The sequence below is a fragment of the Altererythrobacter sp. CAU 1778 genome (genome assembly GCF_054482795.1).
Genome location: NZ_JBTLRP010000001.1, coordinates 1,181,580 through 1,206,417, shown reverse-complemented (window position 1 = coordinate 1,206,417; position 24,838 = coordinate 1,181,580). Strand labels below are relative to the sequence as shown.

Here is a 24,838-nt window from a genome sequence, read left to right as displayed (position 1 = left end):
TCGGCCCGCTGTAACGCGGCCTTCCATGCGGCGTCTCCGCTTCGACGAGGCGCTTCGCATGGTCCCGAGATATGTTCTGGTCGCCTTCGTGATGTTCCTGACTTGGAACCTGATCACCAAAGGTTTGCCAGACTGGGTGGATGTCCTCGTGAAAACAGCAGCATTCGGCCTTGGAATGCCGGTCGCCCATATGATCTTGAAAATGACACCGAAATACTGATGACCCGTCTCTCCAACGCCTTCGCCAAGCCCCACCCCGCCCTCGTCTGCTTTCTTACCGCAGGCGACGGCGACACCGCGGCCAATCTCGACGCTCTGGTCGACGGCGGCGCCGATGTGATCGAGCTGGGGATGCCCTTCACCGATCCGATGGCCGATGGCCCCGCGATCCAGAATGCCAATATCCGCTCGCTCGGCGCGGGCACGACGACGGCCGAAGTGCTGCGGATCGCGACCGAGTTTCGCGCGCGGCACCCGCAGATTCCGCTGGTGCTGATGGGCTATGCCAACCCGATGATCCGGCGCGGGCCGGAGTGGTTTGCCAGTGCTGCCAAGGCGGCGGGAGCGGACGGAGTGATCTGCGTCGACCTCGCGCCGGAGGAAGACCCCGACCTTGGCCCCGCACTTCGCGCTGCAGGCATCGACCTCATCCGCCTTGCCACGCCGACCACGGACGACAAGCGTCTGCCCGCCGTGCTCGATGGCTCGTCCGGCTTTCTCTACTACGTCGCGGTCGCAGGCATCACCGGGATGCAGCAGGCGGCCATCGAATCGATCGAGGCCAATGTCGCGCGGATCAAGGCGGCGAGCGACATTCCTGTCGCGGTCGGCTTCGGCGTGCGCACGCCAGAGCAAGCGGCAGAGATCGCGCGGGTCGCGGATGGCGTCGTCGTCGGCTCAGCGCTGGTGGAACTGGTGGCCCAACACGGGCGCGATGCACCGGAAAAGCTGCGCGAACTCACCTCTGCGCTTGCCGAAGCCGTGCACAATGCGCGATAGGGCCGCCCCATGAACTGGTTTACCCGCGTCCGAAATTCGCTGCCCTTCATCCAGAAGAAGGACACGCCCGCCGATCTGTGGATCAAGTGCCCCAATTGCGCGGAGATGATCTTCGCCGCGGAGTATCACGACAATCTCGACGTGTGCCCGCGCTGCGACCATCATGGGCGCATCAGCGCCGACACCCGTTTCGCCCAGCTGCTCGACGAAGGCTATTCGCTACTCGCCGCGCCCGAGGTGAAGGAAGACCCGCTCAAGTTCCGTGACAGCAAGAAATACACTGACCGTCTGAAGCAGGCGCGCGCGAAGAACGCGCATCCCGATGCCTTCACTGCGGCGCAGGGCACCATCCTGGGCAATCCGGTGGTGGTCGGCGTGCAGGACTTCGCCTTCATGGGCGGCAGCATGGGCATGGCGGTGGGCGCGGCCTTCGTCCAGGGCGCGGAACACGCGCTGCGGATCGGTGCGCCCTATGTCGTAGTGACTGCCGCTGGCGGTGCACGAATGCAGGAAGGCATTCTCAGCCTGATGCAGATGCCCAAGGCGACCGTGATGACGCGGCGGTTGAAGGCGGCGGGACTGCCTTTCATCGTCGTGCTGACCGACCCGACCACAGGCGGCGTCACGGCCAGCTATGCGATGCTGGGTGACGTCCACATCGCAGAACCGGGCGCCCTGATCGGCCTCGCCGGACAGCGCGTGATCCAGGATACGATTCGCGAGAAGCTGCCCGAAGGCTTCCAGCGCGCGGAATATCTCCACAAGCACGGCATGGTCGACATCGTGGTGGAACGAGCGAAGCTGAAGGACACGCTGGCGCTGATCCTCGCCTACCTCTCCCCCGCCAAGGCCGCCTGAGGGGCACGCCCATGCGGGATTTCGCCCGCTCCGATGACAGCGCGGTGCAGCAGCAGCTCGACCGGCTGGCTGCGCTGTCGCTTCCGCAGGGGCGGCTGGGGCTTGAGACGATGCGCGCCATGATGGCGCGGCTGGGCGACCCCCACCGGGCACTGCCGCCGGTGTTCCACGTCGCCGGGACGAATGGAAAGGGCTCCACCTGCGCCTTCCTGCGCGCGATGCTGGAGGCGGAAGGATACCGCGTCCACGCGACCACCAGCCCGCATCTCGTGCGCTACAACGAGCGTATCCGACTGGCAGGCGCGCTGATTGCCGACGAGGCGCTGGCCGATCTGCTGCGAGAAGTTCTCGACGCCTGCGAGGATCTGGGCCCGAGCTTTTTCGAAGTGACGATTGCCGCAGCCTTCCTCGGTTTCTGCCGCACGCCAGCAGATGCCTGCGTGGTGGAAGTGGGTCTCGGCGGAAGGTTCGACGCGACCAATGTGATCGAGCGCCCCGCGGTGTGCGGCATCGCGGCACTCGGCATCGATCACGAACGCTTCCTGCTGGCCCCGGAGGACGGGGTGCCTGCCGACCCGATGGCCCGTATCGCTTTCGAGAAAGCTGGCATAGCCAAGTCCGGAGTGCCGCTCGTCACCCTTGCCCCGCAGTTCGATTACACGCCGGAGGCAGGCGAAGCTATCCGTGCCGTCGCACGCAAAGTGGGCGCCCCGCTGTTCCAGCGCGGAGAGGACTGGCACGCCAAGCCCGGAGGGGCAGGACCGCACCTCGTCTATGCCGATGGGGAAGGCTGCTACTTCCACGCCCCGCCTTCGCAGCTTCCGGGTGTTCACCAGGTCGTGAATGCCGGACTGGCAGTCGCCATGTTGCGAAGTCAGCGTGTCCTTGAAATAAGCGAGGAATCGCTGAAGACCGGCGTTGCGACCGCCCGCTGGCCCGCCCGGATGCAGCGGCTCGCAAGGGGGCCGCTGTCGCAGCTGGCTGGCGACCGGACGATCTGGCTCGACGGTGGACACAATCCTGATGCAGGCCAGGCCATCGCTCGGCATTTCGGCGGGATGACGCCCGATGCGGCCGCTCCGCTGCAAAAGCTGCACCTGATCCTCGGCATGATCGCGGGCAAGGATCCGGCAGCGCTGACCGGCCCGCTGGCGCACAATATCGCCAGCCTGACCGTGGTGCCCGTGCCGGGGCATGATCATCATCCGCCCGAAGCGTTCGGTCCCGACGCCAAAGCCGCCCCCGATGTGGCCGCGGCCCTGGCCGCCCTCCCCGACGACGGACTGCCCGTGCTGATCGCGGGTTCGCTCTACCTCGCAGGCGTGGTGCTTCAGCTGTCCGGCGAGCTACCCGACTGAACCAGCCTCGGTCTCATTCCGAAAAAGGAATAGGCCAGCAGCCCCAGTAGCAACGGGGCAAGAACCGCAAGATGCTGCACGAATGACCCGTCAGCAGGTTTGGCGAGGTAATATATTCCCAACGCGATCAAGGGTGCCGCGTATTGGCGATCGTACTGAAGCGAGGCATCGCAATTCTTGCACGGGAACGGCTTTCCGAGCGCCCATTGTGACCTCCAGAACGGCACGCCCCCGCCGCATTCGGGGCATTTCGCCAAGATTTCCTCCTCAAGCCTGCGCTGTCGCGGCTTCGCTCTCGCCCGCTTCCGGCGCGATCACGCCGGCGGCGCGTTTGCTGCGGTTTTCACGCCACCACTCGATGCATACCAGCACCACCGCGCCGAGACCGATCCACGTCGTGAGCACGAAGATCGAGTAATAGCCCTGGTTCTCAATCATCTCGCCCAGCGCCCCGCGGCCCAATGTGCCGACCAGCAGCGTCAGCGACGACAGCAACGCGTATTGCACCGCGCTGAACTGCTTGGACACGATGGACGACAGCCAGGCGATGTAAGCGGCGCCTGCGATACCGATGGCGAGGTTTTCGAACATGATCGTAAAAGTCAGCCGCGGTAGCCCATCCGATCCGAATGGCGCGATCGTTTCCACCAGCCGGGTGAAGCCTATGGCATCGCTCGCCGCCTGCATCCTCGCCCCGCCCAGCGCCATGTCGGCGTAGAGCAGGTTCGTCAGCGCTGCGAGCAAACCGCCCAGCGCCAGCGTGAACATCCGGCCCAGCGCGGTCAGCATCCAGCCACCGAGAGCCAGTCCGAGGATGATCGCGCCGACGCCGAAGAACTTGGACGCGAAAGCAACCTCGTCGTTCGTATACTCCAGCTCTCCGAGGTAGAACGGATAGGCGAAGGTCCCCCAGATCGCGTCGCAGATGCGGTAGGTCAGCACCACGGCAAGGATCAGCACGAGCGACCAGCCCATCCGGCCGACGAATTCCACCAGCGGCAGCAGCAGCGCGCGGTAGAGGTGATCCATCGCGAAGGCACCGCCCCGTGCCTCAGGCGCTTCCTCGCTGAGGAGATGCAGCCCCTGCCGCTTCTGGCTCGCCAGCCAGCCTGCGATCAGGGCGGGCAAAACGATGGTCGCGACGATGATCCATGGCCCCCAGTTGAGCGTGAAGTCGGTCGGATTTGGCCGGTCCTCAGGCGCCAGGGTCATCGACATGATCATGAAGGTCAGCACCACGCCTATCGCGGCGGCCCACAGCAGGACGACCAGCGCCAACGCGCGGTTGCGCACGGTGGGCGAGAGTTCGCCTGCCTGTCGCAAGGCGCGCACCTGCTCGTCGCCGAGCGCGGAGGTCTGCCCCGCATCGCCATCGGCATTGGGTGCGAACAGGCCAAGCGCGCCGGCCGCCAGCAGCAGGCCGCCCATCAGCATGTAGGTTTCGGGCCAGCCGATCCGCGCGGCGATGATCAGGCCGAGCGCCCCGCCCACCAGCGAGGAGAAGCGATAGCCCATTTGATAGATGGTGGAGAGAATGTCGATCGTCGCGACCTCGTCCGCCACGTCGATGCGCCAGGCGTTGATGGCGATGTCCTGCGTCGCGCTGGCAAAGGCGCCAATGCCGGCGAGCAGGGAGAACATTCCCAGCTGGGTGCGCGGTTCCAGCACGCTCATCGTCACGAGGATTATGCCGAGCAGCAACTGCATCGGCACGAACCACTGCTTGCGCTTGCCCAGCTTTCGCAGCACCGGAATATCGACCTTGTCGATCAGCGGCGACCACAGGAACTGGAAGGCATAGGCCAGCCCGATCAGCGAGAAGATGCCCATCGTCTCGAGGTCGACCTCCGCCTCGGTCAACCACGCAAACAGCGTGCCGAGGAACAGCGCGAACGGCAGCCCGCTGGAGAAGCCGAACAGCAGCATATACCCGGTCTTCCGGTTACTCAGCGCCATGCCGAGCACCTTCAGGCTCGAAGGCTTCTTCGCTTCTCCTGCCGCCGTATTGGTCGCCATGCGCGTGCTATCCTTTCCCGCAGACCCGTTTCATGCAAAACTAGCCCTATCGCGCGTTTTGGGAAGGGCAGATGAACATCGCTACGAGACATGTCCCCAACCGTTCTGCCCCCGCAGCCGACTGGCGCGTCGAGCATTTTGGATCGGAAGACGAGCCGGTGATTGTCATCGACAATTTCAGCGGCTGCATCGGTGAGATAGAAGCTTTCGGGCGGCGCGCGCGCTATGCACCCGTCGCCGGGTATCCCGGCATCCGGTCTCCGTTCGATGCCAGGTATCTCGGGATCCGCGGCGCGCTGATGGGCGATCTGATCGCGGAATGTTTCGGCCTGCAAAAGCGCTGCTCGGTCGAAAGTTGCAGCCTCAGCATCGTGACGCTCCCGCCCGATCAGCTTCACCAGCAGCAGCGCAGGCCGCATTACGACGGGACTGCGCCCAACCTGCTCGCCACGGTTCACTATACCGGCGGCAGCGAGCAAGGCGGAACCGCTTTCTATCGCCACCGCCGGACCGGGTTCGAGGCGATCACGCCGGAGCGCGCCGCGCAGTACGAAGCCGCCGTGCGAGAGGATGACCGCGAATTCGGGCCGCTGCCGCCCGCATACTATCACGGCGACAGCGAGCGGTACGAAATGACCGGCGAGATCGCGGCCGCAGCGGACCGCCTGATCGTCTACCGCGGCTGGCGTCTGCATTCGGGCCACATCCCGGTCGCGCCCGACCGGGGCGCCATGCCCGCGGAAGGGCGATTGACGGTAAATTCGTTCCTGATCGCGGAGATTTGACCAAGCCGCCCGTTGCCACCGATATGCTGAGCGCGTAACCGCGCCCGATGGTCAAGATCACTCCCACCCCCGGCTACGACCCGGTCACATCAGGCGCCCCGCGTCCCGACGGCGAACGCATCGCCAAGTTGCTGGCCCGCGCCGGTGTCGCCAGCCGCCGCGAGGTGGAGCGGATGATCGGCGACGGACGCGTGGCAATCGACGGCAAGGTGCTCGATACGCCCGCCACCATCATCCCCAACCTGCGCGGCGTCACCGTGGATGGCCAGCCTGTCGGAAAGGCGGAAAAAACTCGCCTGTTCCGTTTCCACAAGCCCGCCGGGCTGTTGACGGCGGAACGTGATTTTACCGGACGGCCCACGATCTACGCCGCGCTGCGCAATGCGCTGCCAGCGGATGCCCCGCGCGTGATGCCGGTCGGTCGGCTCGACCTCAACACCGAAGGCCTGTTGCTGCTTACCAACGATGGCGAGTTGAAGCGCGCGATGGAACTGCCCCGCTCCGGCATACCGCGCACCTATCGGGCCAAGGCATTCGGCGAGGTCACGCAGCCGCAGCTCGAAGACCTATTCGACGGGCTGGAGATCGACGGTGTGCGCTACGGTCAGATCGAAGCCAATCTGGAACGCCGCAGCGGCAAGCAGCACTGGATTGAAATGACGCTGACCGAAGGCAAGAACCGCGAGGTTCGCCGCGTGCTGGAACACCTCGGCCTCAAGGTCGCGCGCCTGATCCGCACGGCCTACGGCCCGTTCGAACTCGGGGACATGGCGCGCGGCGCAGTCGACGAGGTGCGCCACGGCGACCTGTCCCGGTTCCAGAGCTGGCTCAACAAGCAATGAGGATCATCGCAGGCGAATGGCGCGGGCGGCGGCTGACGGCGCCAAAGGGCGACGCGACCCGCCCTACCGGCGACCGTACGCGCGAAACGCTGTTCAGTATGCTCACCAGCCGCCTCGGCTCGTTCGAGGGGCTGTCGGTAGCGGACCTGTTCGCAGGCTCGGGCGCGCTCGGGCTCGAGGCGCTCAGTCGCGGCGCGGCGCATTGCCTGTTCGTGGAGCAGGACATGAATGCCGTGCGCACGATCCGCGACAACATCGCGGGTTTTGACGCGCGCAATCGCAGCGAAGTCAGTGCGGCATCCGTCCTGTCTCTCGGCCCGGCGAAAACGCCGCACGACCTGCTGTTGCTCGACCCGCCTTACGAGACCGGCGCTGGCGCTGTGGCGCTCGACCGGTTGCTCAGGCTCGGCTGGATCGGCGAGGCGACCTGGCTGGCGGTCGAGACATCCGCCACCGAAAGTGTCGAAGTGAGCGCCCTCGCCGTCGATGCCGAACGCAAGGTCGGCAAGGCGAAGCTCACCCTGCTCCGCCTCGCATAACTCCGGCCTCAGATCGGGTCCGCCGCGGGTTCCTCCGTCATGTCGTGATTTTCATGCGACTCGTGCGGAGCCGGGTCGGGAGCTCCCGTTTCCGCATTCTCGTCGACGTTCTGCTCCGGGACCGGCTCCTCGGCCAGTGGAGCGGGGTCGCTCAGAACATCCGGTTCGGCCTGCGTGGTCACCGGAGGCGCGGTGTCTGGCAATTCCGGCGCGGGGAGCACGTCAGGCTGCTCCAACCGCGGCTGCTCGTCTTCCGGCACCTCGACGGCGTCAGGCTCCTCCACCGGGGGCGGCGTGACGACGGTCTGCGCCATCAGTGGAACGGCCAGTACAGCGACAGCGGAAACGAATGCGAACTGAAGTCTTCTCATCGGAATTTTTCCCTTCCTTCTTCATTCGCGTGACGAACCGCCTTTCCCTGGGCGATGTAGACAGACTGCGAGCGAATGGCGGCAACATCAACCGGGCGGGGTCTCGACCGGACCCGTCGCCAAGGCACCGCGCCGTTCGCCGTGGCGCAGATGCGGTGAGGCGAACAGCGGCATTCCAGCAGAAAGGGCGGCTCCGCTATTCGCGAAACCGCCCCCGGAGGAAGCACGGCGTTGCCACCGTGTTTCGAACTCGATCTGCCGATTACATCTCGCTGGCAGGCTTGCCCGGCCAGTAGTCGAGCGGCTTGTTGCCACGCTTGTTCACGGCGTAGGGATTGATGCAGCTATCGGTCACGGTCGCGCTGCAAACGGGATATTCTTCGCCCGAAGCGCGCGCCGGTGCGGTCTGGGCAACTTCACCCGCGACGAAACGAGGGTTGCCCGCTGCCGATGCCGATGCGGTGGTTGCTGCCATCGCAGTCGTGCTTGCCGTCGCTGCCGGCATTGTCGATTGTGCGCTGACCTGCGTCATGATCGCGCTCCACGCGGCGGTCCGCTGTTCGGGCGTCATTGCAAAGACGCGGGTGCGCTGCTGGTCGTTGAGGAGCCACCAGGCGTCCTGCTGCATGGGCTCGAGCGTCCAGTAGTATTCTTGCACCGGAGCTTCCCACGCATTGTAGGCCATCATCCGGTCTTCAGGCCACTCGGCCATCGCTTCTGCGTGCATTTCCGACATGGCTTCACCCGACATGTGGTGGTCGGCGTGGGCGATCGAGGGCACGGTGGCGAGCGAGAGAGCGGCTGCGCCGGCGAGCATGAGGTTCTTCATTGTCTGTCTCCTTTCGAGGGGAACGGTTGCCGGACCTACGCTCGGCACTGCCCGCAGGTTCCGCATTCGCGGCGAAGCGCCCTTGCGCGCAGGCCAGCTGTTCCCTAGCTGTTCGCACTCTCCATGAGCGATTCAGCCCCCCTCCCCGTCCCTGCGGATCGCGCCGCCGAAGCGCCCTACCTTGCGCGGTTGAACCCGCCGCAGCGCGAAGCCGTGCTCGCGACCGAAGGGCCGGTGCTGATGCTCGCGGGCGCAGGCACCGGAAAGACGGCGGCGCTGACCACGCGGCTCGGCCACCTCGTTGCCATGCGTCTGGCGTGGCCGAGCGAAATCCTCTGCGTTACCTTCACCAACAAGGCCGCGCGCGAAATGCGGCATCGCGTGGGTGAACTGATCGGCCCTGCGGTCGAAGGAATGCCGTGGCTCGGCACTTTCCACTCAATCTGCGCCAAGATGCTGCGTCGCCATGCCGAACTTGTCGGCCTGCAAAGCAATTACACGATCATCGACACCGACGATCAGATCCGCCTGCTGAAACAACTGATCGTCCAGAACGATCTCGACGAAAAGCGCTGGCCCGCGCGCCAGCTTGCTGGCCTGATCGACCGGTGGAAGAACCGCGGCCTCAACCCCGCCGATCTCGACGCGGTGGAAAACGAGAGTTTCGCCGACGGACGCGGACAGCAGTTTTATCAGCTGTACCAGGACCGGCTGAAGGATCTGAACGCCTGCGATTTCGGCGATCTTCTGCTGCACGTGCTCAACATCTTCCGCCAGCACCGCGACGTTCTGGAACAGTACCAGCGCCGCTTCAAATACATCATGGTGGACGAATATCAGGACACCAATGCGGTCCAGTATCTCTGGCTGCGGCTGCTCGCGCAGGAACGCAAGAACATCTGCGTTGTCGGTGACGACGACCAGTCGATCTACAGCTGGCGCGGGGCAGAGGTGGCGAACATCCTGCGCTTCGAAAAAGACTTTCCCGGCGCGAAGATCGTCAAGCTGGAACAGAATTACCGCTCCACCCCGCATATCCTCGCGGCGGCGAGCGGCCTGATCGATGCCAACAGCCAACGGCTCGGCAAGACACTCTGGACGGAAGTCGAAGCGGGCGAGAAAGTCCGCGTCATCGGCGTGTGGGACGCGCCGGAGGAAGCGCGCCGCGTCGGTGAGGAGATCGAGCGGCTGGAACGCGAAGGCGCCAATCTCGACGAGGTCGCAATTCTCGTCCGCGCGCAGTACCAGACCCGCGAATTCGAAGACCGCTTCATCCAGATCGGCGTCAACTATCGCATCATCGGCGGCTTTCGCTTCTACGAACGCGCCGAGATCCGCGACGCACTCGCCTATCTTCGCGTCATCGCCCAGCCGCAGGACGATCTCGCGTTCGAGCGTATCTACAACCAGCCCAAGCGCGGGCTCGGCGCCAAGACGCTGGAACAGATGCACCGCCACGCGCGCCGTTCCGGCCTGCCGCTGGCCGCAGCATCGCTGCAACTGGCGGACAGCGACGAACTGCCGAAGCGCGCCAGCACCACCATCGCCGGGATGATGGGCAGTTTCCTGCGCTGGCGCGAACTGGCCGAGACCACGTCCCCCGCCGAGCTGCTTAGGACCGTGCTGGAGGAAAGCGGCTACAACGACATGCTGGCCGCTGACCGTTCGGCGGAAAGCGCGGGCCGTGCCGACAACCTCACCGAACTCGCCCGCGCGATGGAGGAATATGCGACGCTGGGCGACTTCCTCGAACACGTCGCCCTCGTCATGGATAACGACGCCAACGACGATGGCGAGAAGGTCACCATCATGACCATCCACGCGGCCAAGGGGCTGGAATTCAACCACGTCTTCCTGGTCGGCTGGGAAGAAGGCGTTTTCCCCAGCCAGCGCGCGCTGGACGAAGGCGGGCTCGCCAGCCTGGAGGAAGAGCGGCGCCTCGCCTATGTCGCGATCACGCGCGCCCGCCGCCGTGCGACGATCATGCACGCCGCCAACCGGCGCATCTACGGCCAGTGGACCAGTTCCATCCCCAGCCGTTTCATCGAGGAACTGCCCGACGACCATATCGAGCAGGAAACGACGCTGACCGGCGGTGCCTCCCTTTGGCGCGCAAACTGGAGCGAGACCGACGATCCCTTCGCGCACGTAAGCCGCGACCGGCCCGACCGCTCCTCCGCACGCGGCCCCGGCTGGCAGCGCGCGCTCGCCACCGGGTATGAAACAAAGCCTGTTCGGGTGAAGGAAAACGCCCGCTCCGCCGCCAGCTTCGCAGCAAAGCCGCGCAACGACATCGCCATCGGTGCGCGCGTGTTCCACGACAAGTTCGGTTACGGCACCGTCATGGACCAGGAAGGCAACAAGCTGGAAATCGAGTTCGAGACGAGCGGCACCAAGCGCGTGATCGACAGCTTCGTCACGCTGGCGGATTGAGGCCCGAAGGGGCCGGAGTGCGGCAGAGTCGCCGACGAAAGGTTTGGCGCTGTTTCGATGGAGCCTTAATTGCTCAGGCTTCGACGCGTCGCTTTTCCACCGGCGGGCCCTCGATCGGTTCCTTGCGCATCATCTTGCCGTAAAAATCGATCGGTCGAGCAAGTTCGCCAAGCAATGAGCGGCTGCCGCCATCGATGCCGGTCTCGCAGCCGAGATGCGGGCGCGGGTCCTGCCATGTGCCGAACAGCCGATCCCAGATGGTGACGAATCCGCCGTAATTGCTGTTGGCGAGCGAGCGGTCTCGAATGTGATGCATGCGGTGCGCTGCCGGGCTCATGAAAATGCGATCGAAGGTGCCGAGCGTCCAGCGCGTGTCCGCGTGGATGAAAAAGCCCCACCAGGTGTGAACGAAATTGTTGAGCACGATCGCCCATAGGGGAAAGCCCAGCAGCACAAGCGGAACGGTATCGACCACCAGGCTGAGCAACTGCCCTGCCGGATGCTTCCGCAGCAGGCTGAGCCAGGTGATTGCTTCGTCAGAATGGTGCGTCGCGTGGATCGGCCACAGCGCGGGCGTATGCTCGATCCGGTGGCGCCAGTAGATGACAAGATCGCCGATCAGCAGCGCGGCCATCAGCGTGACGATCTCCGGGAGCGAGTCCCAGATCTGCGCCAGCGCAGGCAGCGGCGTAAAGGTCGCATCGATCCAGCTTCCCGGCAATGCGAAGAACGGTGCGAGCAACACCATGTTCACCGCCACCAGGCCCAGATTGGTGATCGTCTCGCGCTTCGTTCGGCTGATGGTGGCGAAAATCGCGCGCCGCTGAACCGCGAGCGCGAACAGGCCGAAAAGCACGGCCGGAGGCAGGATCACGCTCAGGGCGTTCGTGGAAGCCGCAACGAATTGGTCCATAGGGCGGAGAGAATACCGCCCGGATGGCAAACAAGAGGTTAAAGCTCCGCCTTTCGGCTAGCGCAGCCTCAGTCGGCGGCGGATACGCCGAGGAAGCCCGGCATCGGCCCGTTCCATTCGCCTGGTGCGGAAGGCGAATCGCTTTCCTGCCGTGCCTCGCGCCGCGGTGCCTTAGGCTCTCGCTGAGGGCGTTCGTCGGAGCGTTCGGTCTTCGGCTTGCGCGCCCGCCTGGGCTTCTCCTCGCGCGGCTCGTCCGAGCGAGGAGTTTCCTGGCGCGAGGTGTCTTCGCGGGCAGTCTCGTCGGACCCACCTTGCGGGGTAATCTGGCTCCAGTCGAAAGCCGGCACTTTCATGCCGGTAAGCTTTTCGACGTTCTGGAGCGCTTCGGCGTCTTCCGGCGTTACCAGCGTGATCGCGCGTCCTTTGGCCCCCGCGCGGCCCGTCCGGCCGATGCGGTGGACGTAATCGTCCGGGTGCCAGGGCGTGTCGTAATTGAACACGTGGCTCACACCCTTGATGTCGAGCCCGCGCGCGGCGACGTCCGACGCGACGAGGATATTGACCTCGCCCTTCTTGAACAGGTCGAGTTCGGCGATGCGGCTCGACTGATCCATATCGCCATGAATTTCGCCCGACTTGAAGCCGCGCTTCTGCAAATCCTTATTGAGCTGGCGCACGGTCGTCTTGCGATTGGCGAAGATGATCGCGGTGCCGACATTGTCGTTTTCGAGCAGATACTCGAGCGCCTGCTTCTTCTTGCGCGGCGAGATTTCGACCTTGAACTGGGCGATGTTGACGTTGGCGGTCGCAGCGCGAGCGACCTCGATCTGCTTGGGGTTCGTGAGGAAGCGGTCGGCCAGTTTCTTGATCGGACCCGGCATCGTCGCGCTGAACAGCAGCGTCTGGCGCTGCTCGGGCAGCTTTTCGCAGATGAACTCGATGTCGGGGATGAACCCCATGTCGAGCATCCGGTCCGCTTCGTCGATCACCAGCAGGTCGCAACCGGTGAGCAGGATCTTGCCCCGTTCGAACAGGTCCATCAGCCGGCCGGGGGTCGCAATCAGAACGTCAACGCCTTCGTCCAGCGCCTTGACCTGATCGCCCATCTGCACGCCGCCGATCAGCAGCGCCATGTTGAGATTGTGGTTCTTGCCGTACTTTTCGAAGTTCTCCGCCACCTGCATGGCGAGTTCACGCGTCGGCTCGAGGATCAGGCTGCGGGGCATCCGCGCGCGGCGGCGGCCCTGCGCAAGAATGTCGATCATCGGCAGTACGAAGCTCGCCGTCTTGCCGGTGCCGGTTTGGGCGATGGCGATCAGATCGCGCATCATCTGCACCTGCGGGATGGCTTCGGCCTGGATCGGCGTCGGCTCTTCATAGCCGGCGTCGGACACGGCGCTCAGCAACTCGTCGGAAAGGCCGAGATCGGCAAATTTCATAAGCGTGGAATATTCCGGATAAGAGCGGCGGCAATCGCGCCACCAAAGTCAGCACGCAGTCAGCAGACCGCGCATGGGCGCCCCTAGGCGCGAAAGGGGCATTTCGTCAAGATTGTGGCAGGATTCCGGCGCGAGGAATTCGCCCCGGTGTCTAGTCGCCGGCTTCGACAAGCTGGCGGATGGCCTTCACGCGGCATTTGGACCCGACCCGCGAGTGCAACTGGTCGCGCTTCACGCAGAGTTGCCCGTCCTTCGATTTCTCTACCAGGAATCCGGCGTAGAAGTCGCGCGGGCTGCATTTCTTTTCGAGCTGCGCCGTCATGATGCGGCGATCACGCATGAACAGCATCAGCCGGTCGGGTCTCGATTGCACCCCGGCGATGGAGGACAGCCTGACGCAGTCGTCGGCATCGCGCTCCACCATCCGGCGCACGGTCGGGGGAACGGCGCGGTTTTCCGCCACCAGAGAACTGCGTTCGGGCACTCGCGGCGCGATGCGGACTGTGACGCGCCGCTCGATCCGCACCTGCGCGCTGCTTTCGGGTCGAAAGCTGTCACCGAATGGCAGCGCGACCGATTGCGGCGTACCGCTGAGCGAAAGCGCGTCCGGCTCTCCGTCGCCAGCGAACCCGGCTGAGCCGGTAAGCACGGGATCGCCGGCACTATCCGCATGGTCGGCGGACAGCGGTGCGAGCAACAACGCAAAGGGCAGTATGGAGGCGAGCAGTGATGGCATTGGCGCGGTGTTGTCGACCTTCCCTGATGTCGCCCCGGTTCTTGAGGCCGTCTCTAGCAAGAGTGCTTGAACGATGGCTTAATTCGAAGCAAACGCGGCGAATGACCGATCCCAAGACTTTCATCGAGGCGGCGAGCGAATTGCTCGGGCCGCGCGGATTCAGCAGTGATGCCGACGTGGTTGAGCCCTGGCTGACGGACTGGCGCGGACGCTACACGGGTCGCGCGCTTGGCCTTGCCTCGCCTGCCAGCACGGCAGAGGTCAGCGCGCTGGTCCGGCTGTGCCTCGAACATGGCGTGCCGATCGTGCCGCAGGGCGGGAACAGCGGGATGTCCGGCGGCGCGACGCCCGACGAGAGCGGCCGCGCGGTCCTGCTTTCGCTGCGCCGAATGGCAAACATTCGCGCATTCGACCCGGCCGCGCGTCAGATCACGCTGGATGCGGGCGTCGTGCTCCAGAACCTGCACGATCTTGCCGCTGAGGAGGGTCTGCGCTTCCCGCTGACACTTGGCGGCAAGGGCTCAGCTACGGTCGGCGGGCTTATTTCGACCAATGCGGGCGGCACGCAGGTGCTGCGCCACGGGACGATGCGCGCCCAGGTGCTGGGTCTGGAAGCGGTGATGCCGGACGGCGGGGTTTTCGACGGGCTGAACGCGCTAAAGAAGGACAACCGCGGGTTCGACCTCAAGCAATTGCTGATTGGTTCGGAAGGAACGCTCGGCATCGTCACCGGCGCGACATTGCGGTTGCTCCCGGCGCTGGCCGGGCGCGTGGTGCTGTGGGCGGGCCTCGACTCCATCACCTCGGCGCGCGAGTTGCTGCTGCGCGCGCAGGGTGAGGTCGCGGACGTGCTCGAAGGGTTCGAGGTGATGCCCGACCACTGCCTGCAGGCCGTGCTTGGCTATCTGCCTGATGCGCGTTCTCCCCTTGGCGGCGCGCACCGCTGGCATGCGCTCATCGAACTGGCGAGCGAAACCAGCGCCGACAGCTTGCAGGACCGCGCCGAGCAATTCCTCGGCGCTGCGTTCGAAGCGGGACTGGTTGAAGACGCCACCATCGCGGCCAGCGAAACGCAGGCGGAATATTTCTGGACCCTGCGCGATACCATCTCGCCCGCAGAGCGCGCGATCGGTCCAGCCATGCAGCACGACATTTCCGTGCCGGTCGAGCGCATGGCACGGTTCGTCGAGGAGGCTGTCCCGGCAGTGGAGGAAAAGTTCGCCGGAACCACGGCGGTTGCATTCGGTCATCTGGGTGACGGCAATGTCCACTTCCATGTCCTCGCCCCTGCGAACGTCCGGCGCGGTGAGTGGGAAGATGGTGAAGGAAAACAAATCAGTGCTTTCGTTCACGATCTTGTCACGCAGGCACAAGGTTCGATCAGCGCGGAACACGGTATCGGCCAGATGAAGCGCGACGAATTGGGCCGCCTCGCCGATGCCACGCATTTGGCGATGCTGCGTGCGGTGAAGCAGGCACTCGACCCACGCGGGTTGCTCAATCCGGGCAAGCTGGTCCCGCTTGCACCTGAGGCCGCGACCCCTTAAAGCGCGTGGCCGAACGCGAGTGCGCCCGCAGGGGCGCGGCGCAGAAACGAACTCAATCCATAGGGGATACCGCAATGGCCAGCGCGCCTGCCAATCAGCTGCCGCTTTTCTACAAGGACCTGATTCCGCTGAACTCGAAAGAGCACGCGAACTGGACCACCCGCAACACCGACAAGGCCGCATGGCTCGTTGGACAGCACGCGATCCCCATCACGGCGGACGAATTCGTCCCCGCTAGCCGTCACTTCCCGATCGTCTTCTCGTCGGGCGACAACCCGGTGCCGCTGGCGCTCATGGGACTGAACGAAGGCGTCAACACGTTCGTCGATGACGAGGGCAAGATGCTGGAAAACGCCTATATCCCCGCATACGCCCGCCGCTACCCGTACCTGCTGGCGAAGCTGCAGCCGGAAACCGACCAGCTCTCGCTGTGCTTCGATCCGACCTGCGACCTGGTCGGCGAAAATCCGGACGGTCAGCCGCTGTTCAATGGTGAGCAGCCTTCCGAAGCGACCGAAGCGCTGCTCAATTTCTGCCAGCAGTTCGAAGAGGCGGGCCAGCGCACGGCCTCGCTCGTCGAAGAGCTGAAGAAGCACGACCTGCTTATGCCGGGCGAAGTTTCGATCCAGCCGACTGGCGAAGGGCAGAAGCCCTTCGTTTACCGCGGCTTCTCGATGGTCAATCAGGAAAAGCTGCGCGAACTGCGCGGCGACCAGCTGCGCACGTGGAACCAGAACGGCCTGCTGATGCTGGTCCATGCGCACCTGTTCTCGCTCGACCTCATGCGCCTGCTGTTCGGACGCCAGCTGGAGCAGGGCAAGGGCCCATCGGTGCAGGGCGGTACGGCCGACGCGATGGTGAACGGCGCTGCCGCATCCTCGCCGGCCAAGACCAATCCCTGACCGGGACGCCTGAGCGCCCCTTGCAAGCGGCAGACGGGGCTTGAACTCCGCCCGCCAAAGACTATTTTGAGGGCATCTGCCACGCTCCCCTCATGGCGTTGTGCAGACGATGCGCGAAAGCGCATCTCCTCCCTGAACCTGGCCACCTCGTGCAGCGGCACGAGGTGGCTTTTTCATGTGGGCTAGAAGGCTGTGCTATTCGGCGGCGAGGGAAACGGGCCCGGCGTTGCCCAAGGCCGCCGTCTCCTCGCCAACACGGCGGATGAGCAATGACAGCGCTTCGGCGATCGCATCGAACCCCTCACCCGTCTCGCGAAGGCCGTCGTCGAGATAGGTTGCTCGGCAGATTTCCAACTGGAATGCGTGGACCCCGCGCCGTGGCGCGCCATGACGGTCGAGCACGTATCCGCCCGCATAGGGTCGGTTGTGCGCGACGCGCCACCCTGCCCCGCCAAGCTCGTCGAACACGGCTGCTGCGATCACGCCGGAACACGAAGCCCCGAACCTGTCGCCAAACACGAATTGCGCCGCCGCGCCCTGTTGCGGCGCGGCCAGCGGAGGCATGGAGTGCAGGTCGATGAGGCAGGCGGCGCCCCAGCGTGCCCGCAACGCCTTCAACTCGCTCGCCAGCGCAGCGTGGTAGGGCCTGTGAACGCTTGCGATCCGCTCCTCGAGATCGTCCTGCTCCAGCGGGCTGCGCCAGATTTCTCCCGCGCCGTGCAGGCGCCGCGGGATCAACCCCAGCCCGCTGCGAACCCTGCGGCTGCTTGGCCCCTTTTCTCGTCGCGCCGCGCCCGCGACCATCGACCAGTCGACGTCGTCCTCCGCCCGGTTGAGATCGATCAGCGCGCGGGGGGCATGAGCGATCAGCGTGCTGATCCCCAGCTTGTCCCCCAGCCGGTCCGCCAGCGCGTCCACCAACCGGTCTTCCAGCCGCATTACGGCGTCGGGCCGCGCACGAAATCTCGCGCTCAGGGAAGCAGGGTATATGCGCCCGGCATGGGGCACCGCCAGCAGGACCGGTAAGGCTGAGGCGACCCCGCGCGAGAGCGTCCACGACGGCTCCCCCTGCCCGCGTGGAATGGCATCTCCCTGCAGGACAGTCCTCGTTCCGGACGGTTCGGTCGGCCGCGTCATTCCACTCAAGTGGCGCGCCTTGTTACAAGTGTCAAAAATTCCCGCATTCGCTGAGACGAATTCGGCAAAGCGAATGGCCCGTTAACGAATTCTCGTTGTCTGTTTCATATCAGGCCAGTGCCGGCACGCGCGGAGACTTTCCGGGTCGACCGCGTTAGCAATGTCAACAGACAGACCAGATGAACGGAAAGGCCGACATGATCCGGATACTCCTCGCGGAAGACGACGATGCGATGCGTCAGTACATCACCCGCGCGTTGCAGAACGCCGGGTTCGAGGTTGCCGCCGTCGACCGCGGTACCGCTGCCATTCCCCTGATCGAACAACATCACTTCGATCTGCTGCTGTCCGACATCGTCATGCCGGAAATGGACGGAATCGAGCTGGCGCAGAAGTGCAGCGAGATTAGCCCGGAAACGCGGGTCATGTTCATCACCGGCTTCGCCGCCGTGACGATGAAGGCGAGCCAGCAGCAACCGGCTGCCAAGGTGCTGTCCAAGCCGTTCCATCTGAAGGACCTTGTGATGGAGGTCGAACGGATGTTCGCAGAGGACATGACCGTCAGTCTCTGACCGGCATTTTCATCGCTTTTGATAAAGCGGCTTGCGAACCTGCGCGGCCCTCGCTAGATGGCCCGCCTGCCGAGCGATCGGCACGTCCGATGGTGTGGGCGTATAGCTCAGTGGTAGAGCACTATGTTGACATCGTAGGGGTCGCAAGTTCAATCCTTGCTACGCCCACCATCGAAAAGCCCGCCCGCAACGGCGGGTTTTTTCGTTTCCGGCCCCCATCTGCTCCCACGCGCACGCCGTCGGCGGACCCCGTTCCCTTGCGCCTCGCGGCACCTCTGCTAAAGCCCGCGCGAGCAATTCAAATTCATTCACTCCAGCAGGACAATCATGGCAAAAATTCAGGTCAAGAACCCGGTCGTCGAACTCGACGGCGACGAAATGACGAGGATCATCTGGCAGTGGATTCGCGAACGGCTGATCCTGCCCTATCTCGACATCGACCTGAAGTATTACGACCTCTCGATCGAAAAGCGCGACGAGACGGAAGACCAGATCACCGTCGACGCTGCGAACGCGATCAAGGAACACGGTGTCGGCGTCAAATGCGCCACCATCACTCCTGACGAAGCGCGCGTCGAGGAATTCGACCTCAAGAAGATGTGGGTCAGCCCCAACGGCACGATCCGCAACATCCTGGGCGGCGTGGTCTTCCGCGAACCTATCGTGATCGACAATGTGCCGCGCCTCGTGCCGGGCTGGACCGATCCCATCGTCGTGGGCCGCCATGCCTTCGGTGACCAGTACCGCGCGAAGGACACGCTGATCCCCGGCAAGGGCAAGCTGCGGATGGTGTTCGAAGGCGAGAATGGCGAGAACATCGACATCGATGTGTTCGAGTTCCCCAGCCCCGGCGTCGCGATGACGATGTACAACCTCGACGATTCGATCCGCGACTTCGCCCGTGCCTCGCTCAACTACGGGCTCGACCGCAAGTGGCCGGTGTACCTGTCGACCAAGAACACCATTCTCAAGAAGTACGATGGCCGCTTCAAGGACCTGTTCCAGGAAGTGTTCGACAACGAGTTCGCCGACCAGTTCAAGGAAGCCGGCATCATCTACGAACACCGTCTGATCGACGACATGGTCGCGTCGGCGCTGAAGTGGAACGGCAAGTTCGTCTGGGCCTGCAAGAACTATGACGGCGACGTGCAGTCCGATGTCGTTGCGCAGGGCTTCGGAAGCCTCGGCCTGATGACGAGCGTGCTGATGACGCCCGACGGCAAGACTGTCGAAGCGGAAGCAGCGCATGGTACCGTCACGCGCCACTATCGCCAGCACCAGCAGGGTAAGGCGACCAGCACCAATCCGATCGCCAGCATCTTCGCCTGGACGCGCGGCCTCATCTATCGCGGTCGCTTCGACGACACGCCGGAAGTGGTCAAGTTCGCCGAAACGCTGGAGCGCGTGTGCATCGAGACCGTCGAAAGCGGCGCGATGACGAAGGATCTGGCTCTGCTGATCGGGCCGAGCCAGAACTGGCTGACGACCGAGCAGTTCTTCGAAGCGATCGTGCAGAACCTCGAGAAGGAAATGGCCAACTGGGCCTGATCCGCACCGCAACGACGGAGCGCATGGCATGACCAGCAATACCAAGGCCCGGCTCGAAGTGCGCCGGGCCGTGCCTTCCGACGTGCGCGCCATCGCGGCGCTGGTGCGGCGCGCCTATGCCGACCTGCCCGCCTATACGCAGGGCGAAATCCGCGGGCAGATCAACAATTTCCCTGACGGTTGCTTCGTCGCCAAGCTCGACAACAAGGTCGTCGGCTACTGCGCATCCATGCGCTTGAGCGAAAAGGTCGCGCTTGGCACGGGCACGTGGGACGAAGTCACCGGCAACGGCTTCGGCAGCCGCCATTTCCCCAAAGGCCCCTGGCTCTACGGCTACGAGATGTGTGTCGATCCCAAGGTGCGCGGGACGCGCATCGGGCGGCGCCTGTACGAGGAACGCCGTGCGCTGGCCGAGGAACTCGATCTTCAGGGCATCGTCTTTGGCGGGCGGATGCCCGGCCTCTCCCGTGCAATGCGGCGCAAGACCAACCGCGTCGACGGGCCGGAGGACTACCTGCAAAAGGTGATCGACGGGAAACTGCACGACCCCGTCATCCGCTTCCAGCTCGCCAACGGGTTCGAGCCGCAGGGCATCCTCAGGAATTACCTGCCCGAAGATCGCCAGTCACGGACGCACGCCGTCAAGATGGTGTGGCGCAACCCCTATGTCGAAGCCGACCGGCCGCAGGACCAGCGCCTCCCGCGCGGCGTCGAAAGCGCCCGCATCGCCACCTGCCAGCTACAGGCGCGCGCAGTGAAGGACTTCGACGAGTTCATCGGCCACGTCGAATATTTCGTCGACGTCGCAGCGGATTACGAAGCGGACTTCATCGTCTTTCCCGAGTTGTTCACGCTCATGCTACTGTCTGCCGAGCCCAAGGAACTCTCGCCCGTCGAAGCGATCGAGGCGCTCAGCCGCTACACCCCGCGCATTCGCGAGGCGCTGTCCAAGATGGCGCTCAATTACAACATCAACATCATCGGCGGATCGCACCCGACCCGGATGGACGACGGCGACATCCACAACGTGGCCTATGTCTGCCTGCGCGACGGATCGGTGCACGAGCAGGAGAAGATCCACCCGACGCCGAACGAGGCGTACTGGTGGAACATCAAGGGCGGCGATTCGATCGACGTCATTCAGACCGACTGCGGCCCCATCGGCGTGCAGATCTGCTACGACAGCGAATTCCCCGAACTCAGCCGCCGATTGGTGGACGAAGGCGCGCGGATCATCTTCGTGCCGTTCTGCACCGACAGCCGCCAAGGCTACCTTCGCGTGCGCTACTGCGCGCAGGCCCGCGCGGTGGAGAACCAGTGCTTCGTCGTGCTGAGCGGCAATGTCGGCAATCTGCCGGGCGTCGCCAACATGGACATACAGTATGCGCAAAGCTGCATCCTGACGCCGTGCGACTTCCCCTTCGCCCGCGACGGCATTGCTGCCGAGGCGAGCGAGAATGTCGAAACGCTGACGATCAGCGACGTCAATCTCGCGGACCTCAGCTGGGCGCGCGCGGAAGGCACCGTCCAGAACCTCGGCGATCGTCGCTTCGACCTCTATCGCATCGAGTGGAGCGACCTCGGCAAGATCAATTTCGAGGACGACGCCGGGACGGAAGCAGCAGCCCCCGGCCCGCGCGGCCACGGCGGAGGCTGATCAGGCCGCGGCTGCCTCAGCCCCGCGCCGTGTCATCGCGCTCACCACTTCTATGGCGATCCAAGAGGCGATGAAGCCGGGAATGATCTCGTAAAGGCCGGTCGCTTCGCCGAGGCCGCTGGCGATCCAGCCGAACACGACCGCCGCACCCGTCACCAGGCCCGCAACCGCCCCGGTACCGGTCATCCGGTTCGATGTGAGCGCGAGGATGATCAGCGGCCCGAAGGCTGCGCCAAAGCCCGCCCATGCGTTCGAAACGAGGCCGAGCACCTCGCTTTCGGGATCGGAAGCGATGACGATGGCGACCAGCGCCACCAGCAGTACGCAAATGCGCCCCACCGTCACCGCCTCGCGCTCGCTCGCGTTCTTGCGCAGGAACAGGCGGTAGAAATCCTCGGTCAGGGAACTGGAGGCTACCAGCAGCTGCGAACTTATCGTGCTCATGATCGCAGCCAGCAGCGCGGCGAGCAGGAAGCCGGTAATCAGCGGGTGGAACAGCGTGTTGGCGAGCAGGATGAAGATCGTCTCCGAATCCTCCAGCACCAGCCCCTGTGATTCCACCAGCGCGCGGCCGGCGATGCCGACGCCCAGCGCACCGATCAGCGCGACGCCCATCCAGATCATGCCGATATTGCGCGCCGTCGCGACCTCTCGCACGCTGCGGATCGCCATGAAGCGCACGATGATGTGCGGCTGACCGAAATAACCGAGACCCCATGTCACAGCGCTGAGGAAGCCGACGAAGGTCAGGCCGCCGAACAGGCTGAGGAAGTCCGGATCGACCGCCCGCAACGTGCTCGCCATTTCCTCCCCGGCGCCCAGATCCATCAGGATAACGAGTGGCATCAGCACGAGCGCCACCACCATGATGCAGCCCTGCACGAAATCGGTGAGGCTGACTGCGAGGAAGCCGCCGACCATGGTGTAGGCGACCACCACGCCAGCGGTAATCCAGATACCCGCGAGATAGGTCGATACGTCCCACCCGTCGAAGATCGCCGCGAAGCTGCTCTGGAACAGCTTGCCGCCGCCGACGAGGCCTGCCGCCGTGTAAACCGCAAAGAACAGCACGATCACGATGGCCGATGACACCCGCAGGGCGGTCGCTCTGTCGGGAAAGCGGTTGGCGAGAAATTCCGGGATGGTCAGCGCATTGCCCAGCGCCTCCGTCTGTTCGCGCAAGCGCGGTGCGACGACGATCCAGTTGACCAGCGCACCGACGAACAGTCCGATACCGATCCACGCCTCCACCAGTCCGGAGACATACAGCGCGCCGGGCAGTCCGAGCAGCAGCCAGCCCGACATATCGGAAGCTCCGGCGGATAGCGCTGCGACCGATGGCGGCAGATTGCGACCGGCCAGAAGATATCCCGCACTGTCGGCGGTGGAGCGGCGTTGGGCGTAGACACCAATGGCGATCATGAGAACAAAGTATAAGGCGAGCGAAATTATCGTTCCTGTCTGCATGGCGGCCTACATAAGGATATGAGCGCGTATGTCACCCGTAGGCCGTGACAAGCGCGCCTCTCGCCCCTAGTCGAAGGGAATGGCTGGCGAAGTTACCCTCACCCCGATCCTGTCCGATGCGCTGGTGATCCTGGGGGCCGCAGGCATCGTCATCCCGGTATTCGCGCGCTTCCGCATCACTCCCGTGATCGGCTTCATCCTCGTCGGTCTGGCCGTGGGGCCATACGGGCTGGGGAGGATGGTCTACGAATATCCGTGGCTCAGTCACGTAACCATAACCGACCCGGAGGGGCTGGACCCGTTTGCCGAGTTCGGCATCATCCTGCTGCTGTTCACGATCGGGCTGGAGCTGTCGTTCAATCGGCTCTGGTCGATGCGGCGGATGGTCTTCGGCCTTGGCGCGCTCGAACTGCTGCTGTCCGGCCTGTTGCTGGCGGCCGGCCTTTCGATGCTGGGGCAGTACTGGACCGGCGCGCTGGGCCTCGGTCTCGCGCTGGCGCTTTCATCCACCGCGCTCGTCCTCCCCATCAGCGGCACGCACACCCCGGTCGGGCGCGCGGCGCTTTCCATGCTGTTGTTCGAGGATATCGCGATCGTCCCGATCATCTTCATGCTCGGCGCAATGGCCCCCCATGCCGCGAACGAAGGCTGGCAAGGAATGCTCGACACGTTGTGGCAGGGGGGTCTCGTCTGCCTCGCATTGCTGGTGCTCGGCCGCATCGCCCTCCCCCGGCTGTTCGCGCAGGCCGCGCGAACGAAAAGCCCGGAGCTGTTCCTTGCCGCCAGCCTGCTGGTGGTGATCGGCGCAAGCCTTGCCACTGCGCTTGTCGGCCTGTCGCCCATCGTCGGCGCGCTGATCGCCGGGCTTTTGATCGCGGAGACCGAATATCACGACGAGGTCGAAGCGATTACCGAGCCCTTTAAAGGCCTCGCTCTCGGCGTGTTCCTCATCACCGTGGGCATGGGACTGGACCTCTCGACGATTGCCGAGCACCTGTGGTCGATCCTCTCGGCGGTCGTGATCGTGCTGACGCTGAAGGCCGTCATCACCGGCGTGTTGCTGCGTCTGATGGGCGCGCGGCGCGGCACGGCGACGGAAACCGGCATCCTCATGTCCAGCCCGTCCGAGACGACCCTGATCGTTCTGTCCGCCGCGACCAGCGCAATGCTGATCCAGCCCGGCACGGCCCAGTTCTGGCAGATCGTGACCGCCATCGGTCTGACCATCACGCCTCTTCTCGCCATGCTTGGACGCATGGTCGGCCGCCGGGTCGAGCCTCTGCCCGAGTTTACGGATAGCGCGGAGGGGGCGGGCGAGCCGCGCACGATCATCGTCGGCATGGGCCGGATCGGTCGTTTGATCGCGGACATGCTCACGCGCCACGGCAAGGCCTATGTCGCGATCGACAGCGACGCTGACATCATCGAACGCGCGCGCCGCGACGGTTACAACGCGAAGTTCGGAGATGCGGTGCGCGGAAAAGCTCTCGATGGGCTCGGCCTGGCAGACAGCCCGGCCGTGATCCTCACGATGGACGAGCCTGTGCTGGCCAAGCGCCTCGTTCGCAAGATCCGCAAGGCGTATCCGAACATCGCGATCATGGCCCGCGCGCGGGACGAGCGCCACGCGGCCGAGCTTTACCGCCTCGGTGTGAGCGATGCGGTGCCGGAAACCCTCGAAAGCTCGCTCCAGCTTACCGAGGCGGCGCTGGTCGAACTCGGCGTCGGCGTTGGACCGGTCATCGCCTCGATCCACGAAAAGCGCGACGAACTGCGGATGCAGATCATGGAAGAAGGCAAGCTGACGCAAAAGCCGCGCCTGCGGTCTTCGACGATGCCGAAAAGCGGCGACGCGCCAGAGCCCGCCGCCAGCTGATCGAATGACCTCTG

22 protein-coding genes and 1 tRNA gene are annotated in these 24,838 nt (G+C 64.5%); 15 read left to right on the top strand and 8 right to left on the bottom strand.

Annotated features, from left to right (window positions below; translation table 11 throughout):
- Positions 1-25 precede the first annotated feature (25 nt).
- Genes ACXYN8_RS05650 through ACXYN8_RS05635 form a run of 4 tightly spaced genes read left to right on the top strand, consistent with a single transcriptional unit; the run spans position 26 to position 3,215 of the window.
- Positions 26-220, top strand: a complete 195-nt coding sequence (locus ACXYN8_RS05650; RefSeq protein WP_458888340.1) for a hypothetical protein — start codon at positions 26-28, stop codon at positions 218-220.
- On the top strand, positions 220-999 hold the full coding sequence (gene trpA, locus ACXYN8_RS05645; protein WP_458888339.1) for a tryptophan synthase subunit alpha: 780 nt from the start codon (positions 220-222) through the stop codon (positions 997-999). Before ACXYN8_RS05650 ends, trpA begins: the two co-directional genes overlap by 1 nt.
- A 9-nt stretch (positions 1,000-1,008) precedes the next feature.
- Positions 1,009-1,857 carry an acetyl-CoA carboxylase, carboxyltransferase subunit beta gene (accD, locus tag ACXYN8_RS05640; protein WP_458888338.1) on the top strand — a complete coding sequence of 283 codons (849 nt, stop codon included), beginning with the start codon at positions 1,009-1,011 and terminating at the stop codon, positions 1,855-1,857.
- A gap of 11 nt (positions 1,858-1,868) precedes the next feature.
- Positions 1,869-3,215: a bifunctional folylpolyglutamate synthase/dihydrofolate synthase gene (locus tag ACXYN8_RS05635; protein ID WP_458888337.1), complete on the top strand. Its 1,347-nt coding sequence runs from the start codon at positions 1,869-1,871 to the stop codon at positions 3,213-3,215.
- 267 nt (positions 3,216-3,482) lie between these two features.
- Here the strand turns inward: ACXYN8_RS05635 and ACXYN8_RS05630 are convergent, their stop codons facing one another.
- Positions 3,483-5,231 (bottom strand): AmpG family muropeptide MFS transporter, encoded by a 1,749-nt coding sequence (locus ACXYN8_RS05630; RefSeq protein ID WP_458888336.1) that lies wholly within the window; start codon positions 5,229-5,231, stop codon positions 3,483-3,485.
- Between the two features lie 71 nt (positions 5,232-5,302).
- On the opposite strand from ACXYN8_RS05630, the gene ACXYN8_RS05625 reads away from it, so the two are divergent.
- Genes ACXYN8_RS05625 through rsmD form a run of 3 tightly spaced genes read left to right on the top strand, consistent with a single transcriptional unit; the run spans position 5,303 to position 7,397 of the window.
- Positions 5,303-6,016 (top strand): DUF6445 family protein, encoded by a 714-nt coding sequence (locus tag ACXYN8_RS05625; RefSeq protein WP_458888335.1) that lies wholly within the window; start codon positions 5,303-5,305, stop codon positions 6,014-6,016.
- Between the two features lie 47 nt (positions 6,017-6,063).
- Positions 6,064-6,858: a pseudouridine synthase gene (locus ACXYN8_RS05620; RefSeq protein ID WP_458888334.1), complete on the top strand. Its 795-nt coding sequence runs from the start codon at positions 6,064-6,066 to the stop codon at positions 6,856-6,858.
- Positions 6,855-7,397, top strand: a complete 543-nt coding sequence (gene rsmD / locus ACXYN8_RS05615; protein ID WP_458888333.1) for a 16S rRNA (guanine(966)-N(2))-methyltransferase RsmD — start codon at positions 6,855-6,857, stop codon at positions 7,395-7,397. The genes ACXYN8_RS05620 and rsmD overlap by 4 nt, the downstream gene beginning before the upstream one ends.
- A gap of 8 nt (positions 7,398-7,405) precedes the next feature.
- Here rsmD and ACXYN8_RS05610 read toward each other — a convergent pair whose 3' ends face one another.
- Both ACXYN8_RS05610 and ACXYN8_RS05605 read right to left on the bottom strand, forming a co-directional pair.
- Entirely contained in the window at positions 7,406-7,768 is a 363-nt protein-coding gene (locus tag ACXYN8_RS05610) for a hypothetical protein (protein WP_458888332.1), read from the bottom strand.
- Positions 7,769-8,030: 262 nt separating this feature from the next.
- Positions 8,031-8,597 carry a hypothetical protein gene (locus ACXYN8_RS05605; RefSeq protein ID WP_458888331.1) on the bottom strand — a complete coding sequence of 189 codons (567 nt, stop codon included), beginning with the start codon at positions 8,595-8,597 and terminating at the stop codon, positions 8,031-8,033.
- 123 nt (positions 8,598-8,720) lie between these two features.
- On the opposite strand from ACXYN8_RS05605, the gene ACXYN8_RS05600 reads away from it, so the two are divergent.
- Positions 8,721-11,030 carry an ATP-dependent helicase gene (locus ACXYN8_RS05600; protein WP_458888330.1) on the top strand — a complete coding sequence of 770 codons (2,310 nt, stop codon included), beginning with the start codon at positions 8,721-8,723 and terminating at the stop codon, positions 11,028-11,030.
- Between the two features lie 73 nt (positions 11,031-11,103).
- Here ACXYN8_RS05600 and ACXYN8_RS05595 read toward each other — a convergent pair whose 3' ends face one another.
- The 3 genes from ACXYN8_RS05595 to ACXYN8_RS05585 form a co-directional block, all read right to left on the bottom strand.
- Entirely contained in the window at positions 11,104-11,904 is an 801-nt protein-coding gene (locus ACXYN8_RS05595; protein WP_458888329.1) for a sterol desaturase family protein, read from the bottom strand.
- A gap of 107 nt (positions 11,905-12,011) precedes the next feature.
- Positions 12,012-13,382: a DEAD/DEAH box helicase gene (locus ACXYN8_RS05590; RefSeq protein ID WP_458888328.1), complete on the bottom strand. Its 1,371-nt coding sequence runs from the start codon at positions 13,380-13,382 to the stop codon at positions 12,012-12,014.
- A gap of 151 nt (positions 13,383-13,533) precedes the next feature.
- Complete coding sequence (locus ACXYN8_RS05585; protein WP_458888327.1) at positions 13,534-14,118, bottom strand: hypothetical protein; 585 nt, start codon at positions 14,116-14,118, stop codon at positions 13,534-13,536.
- A gap of 101 nt (positions 14,119-14,219) precedes the next feature.
- Here ACXYN8_RS05585 and ACXYN8_RS05580 point away from each other — a divergent pair, with 101 nt between their 5' ends.
- Positions 14,220-15,665, top strand: coding sequence for an FAD-binding oxidoreductase (locus tag ACXYN8_RS05580; RefSeq protein ID WP_458888326.1), 1,446 nt, complete (start codon positions 14,220-14,222; stop codon positions 15,663-15,665).
- A gap of 74 nt (positions 15,666-15,739) precedes the next feature.
- Positions 15,740-16,567, top strand: coding sequence for a SapC family protein (locus tag ACXYN8_RS05575; protein WP_458888325.1), 828 nt, complete (start codon positions 15,740-15,742; stop codon positions 16,565-16,567).
- Positions 16,568-16,762: 195 nt separating this feature from the next.
- Here ACXYN8_RS05575 and ACXYN8_RS05570 read toward each other — a convergent pair whose 3' ends face one another.
- Complete coding sequence (locus ACXYN8_RS05570) at positions 16,763-17,704, bottom strand: N-formylglutamate amidohydrolase (protein ID WP_458888324.1); 942 nt, start codon at positions 17,702-17,704, stop codon at positions 16,763-16,765.
- 197 nt (positions 17,705-17,901) lie between these two features.
- Here ACXYN8_RS05570 and cpdR point away from each other — a divergent pair, with 197 nt between their 5' ends.
- The 4 genes from cpdR to ACXYN8_RS05550 all read left to right on the top strand — a co-directional run bounded on the left by cpdR (position 17,902) and on the right by ACXYN8_RS05550 (position 21,481).
- Positions 17,902-18,276, top strand: coding sequence for a cell cycle two-component system response regulator CpdR (gene cpdR / locus ACXYN8_RS05565; RefSeq protein WP_458888323.1), 375 nt, complete (start codon positions 17,902-17,904; stop codon positions 18,274-18,276).
- A gap of 96 nt (positions 18,277-18,372) precedes the next feature.
- Positions 18,373-18,447: transfer RNA gene (locus ACXYN8_RS05560), tRNA-Val, on the top strand.
- Between the two features lie 156 nt (positions 18,448-18,603).
- The gene (locus ACXYN8_RS05555) at positions 18,604-19,824 is read left to right on the top strand and encodes an NADP-dependent isocitrate dehydrogenase (RefSeq protein WP_458888322.1); all 1,221 of its coding nucleotides are present in this window, start codon (positions 18,604-18,606) and stop codon (positions 19,822-19,824) included.
- Between the two features lie 28 nt (positions 19,825-19,852).
- Positions 19,853-21,481 carry a GNAT family N-acetyltransferase gene (locus tag ACXYN8_RS05550; RefSeq protein WP_458888321.1) on the top strand — a complete coding sequence of 543 codons (1,629 nt, stop codon included), beginning with the start codon at positions 19,853-19,855 and terminating at the stop codon, positions 21,479-21,481.
- Here ACXYN8_RS05550 and putP read toward each other — a convergent pair whose 3' ends face one another.
- A complete protein-coding gene (putP, locus tag ACXYN8_RS05545; protein ID WP_458888319.1) occupies positions 21,482-22,948 on the bottom strand; it encodes a sodium/proline symporter PutP in 1,467 nt (488 codons plus the stop codon).
- Positions 22,949-23,027: 79 nt separating this feature from the next.
- On the opposite strand from putP, the gene ACXYN8_RS05540 reads away from it, so the two are divergent.
- Positions 23,028-24,824, top strand: coding sequence for a cation:proton antiporter domain-containing protein (locus tag ACXYN8_RS05540; protein WP_458888318.1), 1,797 nt, complete (start codon positions 23,028-23,030; stop codon positions 24,822-24,824).
- Positions 24,825-24,838: the final 14 nt, after the last annotated feature.

Bases quoted from the DNA above. Each gene is read 5' to 3' on its own strand.
- ACXYN8_RS05650 (WP_458888340.1), top strand. From the start codon at position 26: ATGCGGCGTCTCCGCTTCGACGAGGCGCTTCGCATGGTCCCGAGATAT.
- trpA (WP_458888339.1), top strand. From the start codon at position 220: ATGACCCGTCTCTCCAACGCCTTCGCCAAGCCCCACCCCGCCCTCGTC.
- accD (WP_458888338.1), top strand. From the start codon at position 1,009: ATGAACTGGTTTACCCGCGTCCGAAATTCGCTGCCCTTCATCCAGAAG.
- ACXYN8_RS05635 (WP_458888337.1), top strand. From the start codon at position 1,869: ATGCGGGATTTCGCCCGCTCCGATGACAGCGCGGTGCAGCAGCAGCTC.
- ACXYN8_RS05630 (WP_458888336.1), bottom strand. From the start codon at position 5,231: ATGGCGACCAATACGGCGGCAGGAGAAGCGAAGAAGCCTTCGAGCCTG.
- ACXYN8_RS05625 (WP_458888335.1), top strand. From the start codon at position 5,303: ATGAACATCGCTACGAGACATGTCCCCAACCGTTCTGCCCCCGCAGCC.
- ACXYN8_RS05620 (WP_458888334.1), top strand. From the start codon at position 6,064: ATGGTCAAGATCACTCCCACCCCCGGCTACGACCCGGTCACATCAGGC.
- rsmD (WP_458888333.1), top strand. From the start codon at position 6,855: ATGAGGATCATCGCAGGCGAATGGCGCGGGCGGCGGCTGACGGCGCCA.
- ACXYN8_RS05610 (WP_458888332.1), bottom strand. From the start codon at position 7,768: ATGAGAAGACTTCAGTTCGCATTCGTTTCCGCTGTCGCTGTACTGGCC.
- ACXYN8_RS05605 (WP_458888331.1), bottom strand. From the start codon at position 8,597: ATGAAGAACCTCATGCTCGCCGGCGCAGCCGCTCTCTCGCTCGCCACC.
- ACXYN8_RS05600 (WP_458888330.1), top strand. From the start codon at position 8,721: ATGAGCGATTCAGCCCCCCTCCCCGTCCCTGCGGATCGCGCCGCCGAA.
- ACXYN8_RS05590 (WP_458888328.1), bottom strand. From the start codon at position 13,382: ATGAAATTTGCCGATCTCGGCCTTTCCGACGAGTTGCTGAGCGCCGTG.
- ACXYN8_RS05585 (WP_458888327.1), bottom strand. From the start codon at position 14,118: ATGCCATCACTGCTCGCCTCCATACTGCCCTTTGCGTTGTTGCTCGCA.
- ACXYN8_RS05580 (WP_458888326.1), top strand. From the start codon at position 14,220: ATGACCGATCCCAAGACTTTCATCGAGGCGGCGAGCGAATTGCTCGGG.
- ACXYN8_RS05575 (WP_458888325.1), top strand. From the start codon at position 15,740: ATGGCCAGCGCGCCTGCCAATCAGCTGCCGCTTTTCTACAAGGACCTG.
- ACXYN8_RS05570 (WP_458888324.1), bottom strand. From the start codon at position 17,704: ATGACGCGGCCGACCGAACCGTCCGGAACGAGGACTGTCCTGCAGGGA.
- cpdR (WP_458888323.1), top strand. From the start codon at position 17,902: ATGATCCGGATACTCCTCGCGGAAGACGACGATGCGATGCGTCAGTAC.
- ACXYN8_RS05555 (WP_458888322.1), top strand. From the start codon at position 18,604: ATGGCAAAAATTCAGGTCAAGAACCCGGTCGTCGAACTCGACGGCGAC.
- ACXYN8_RS05550 (WP_458888321.1), top strand. From the start codon at position 19,853: ATGACCAGCAATACCAAGGCCCGGCTCGAAGTGCGCCGGGCCGTGCCT.
- putP (WP_458888319.1), bottom strand. From the start codon at position 22,948: ATGCAGACAGGAACGATAATTTCGCTCGCCTTATACTTTGTTCTCATG.
- ACXYN8_RS05540 (WP_458888318.1), top strand. From the start codon at position 23,028: ATGGCTGGCGAAGTTACCCTCACCCCGATCCTGTCCGATGCGCTGGTG.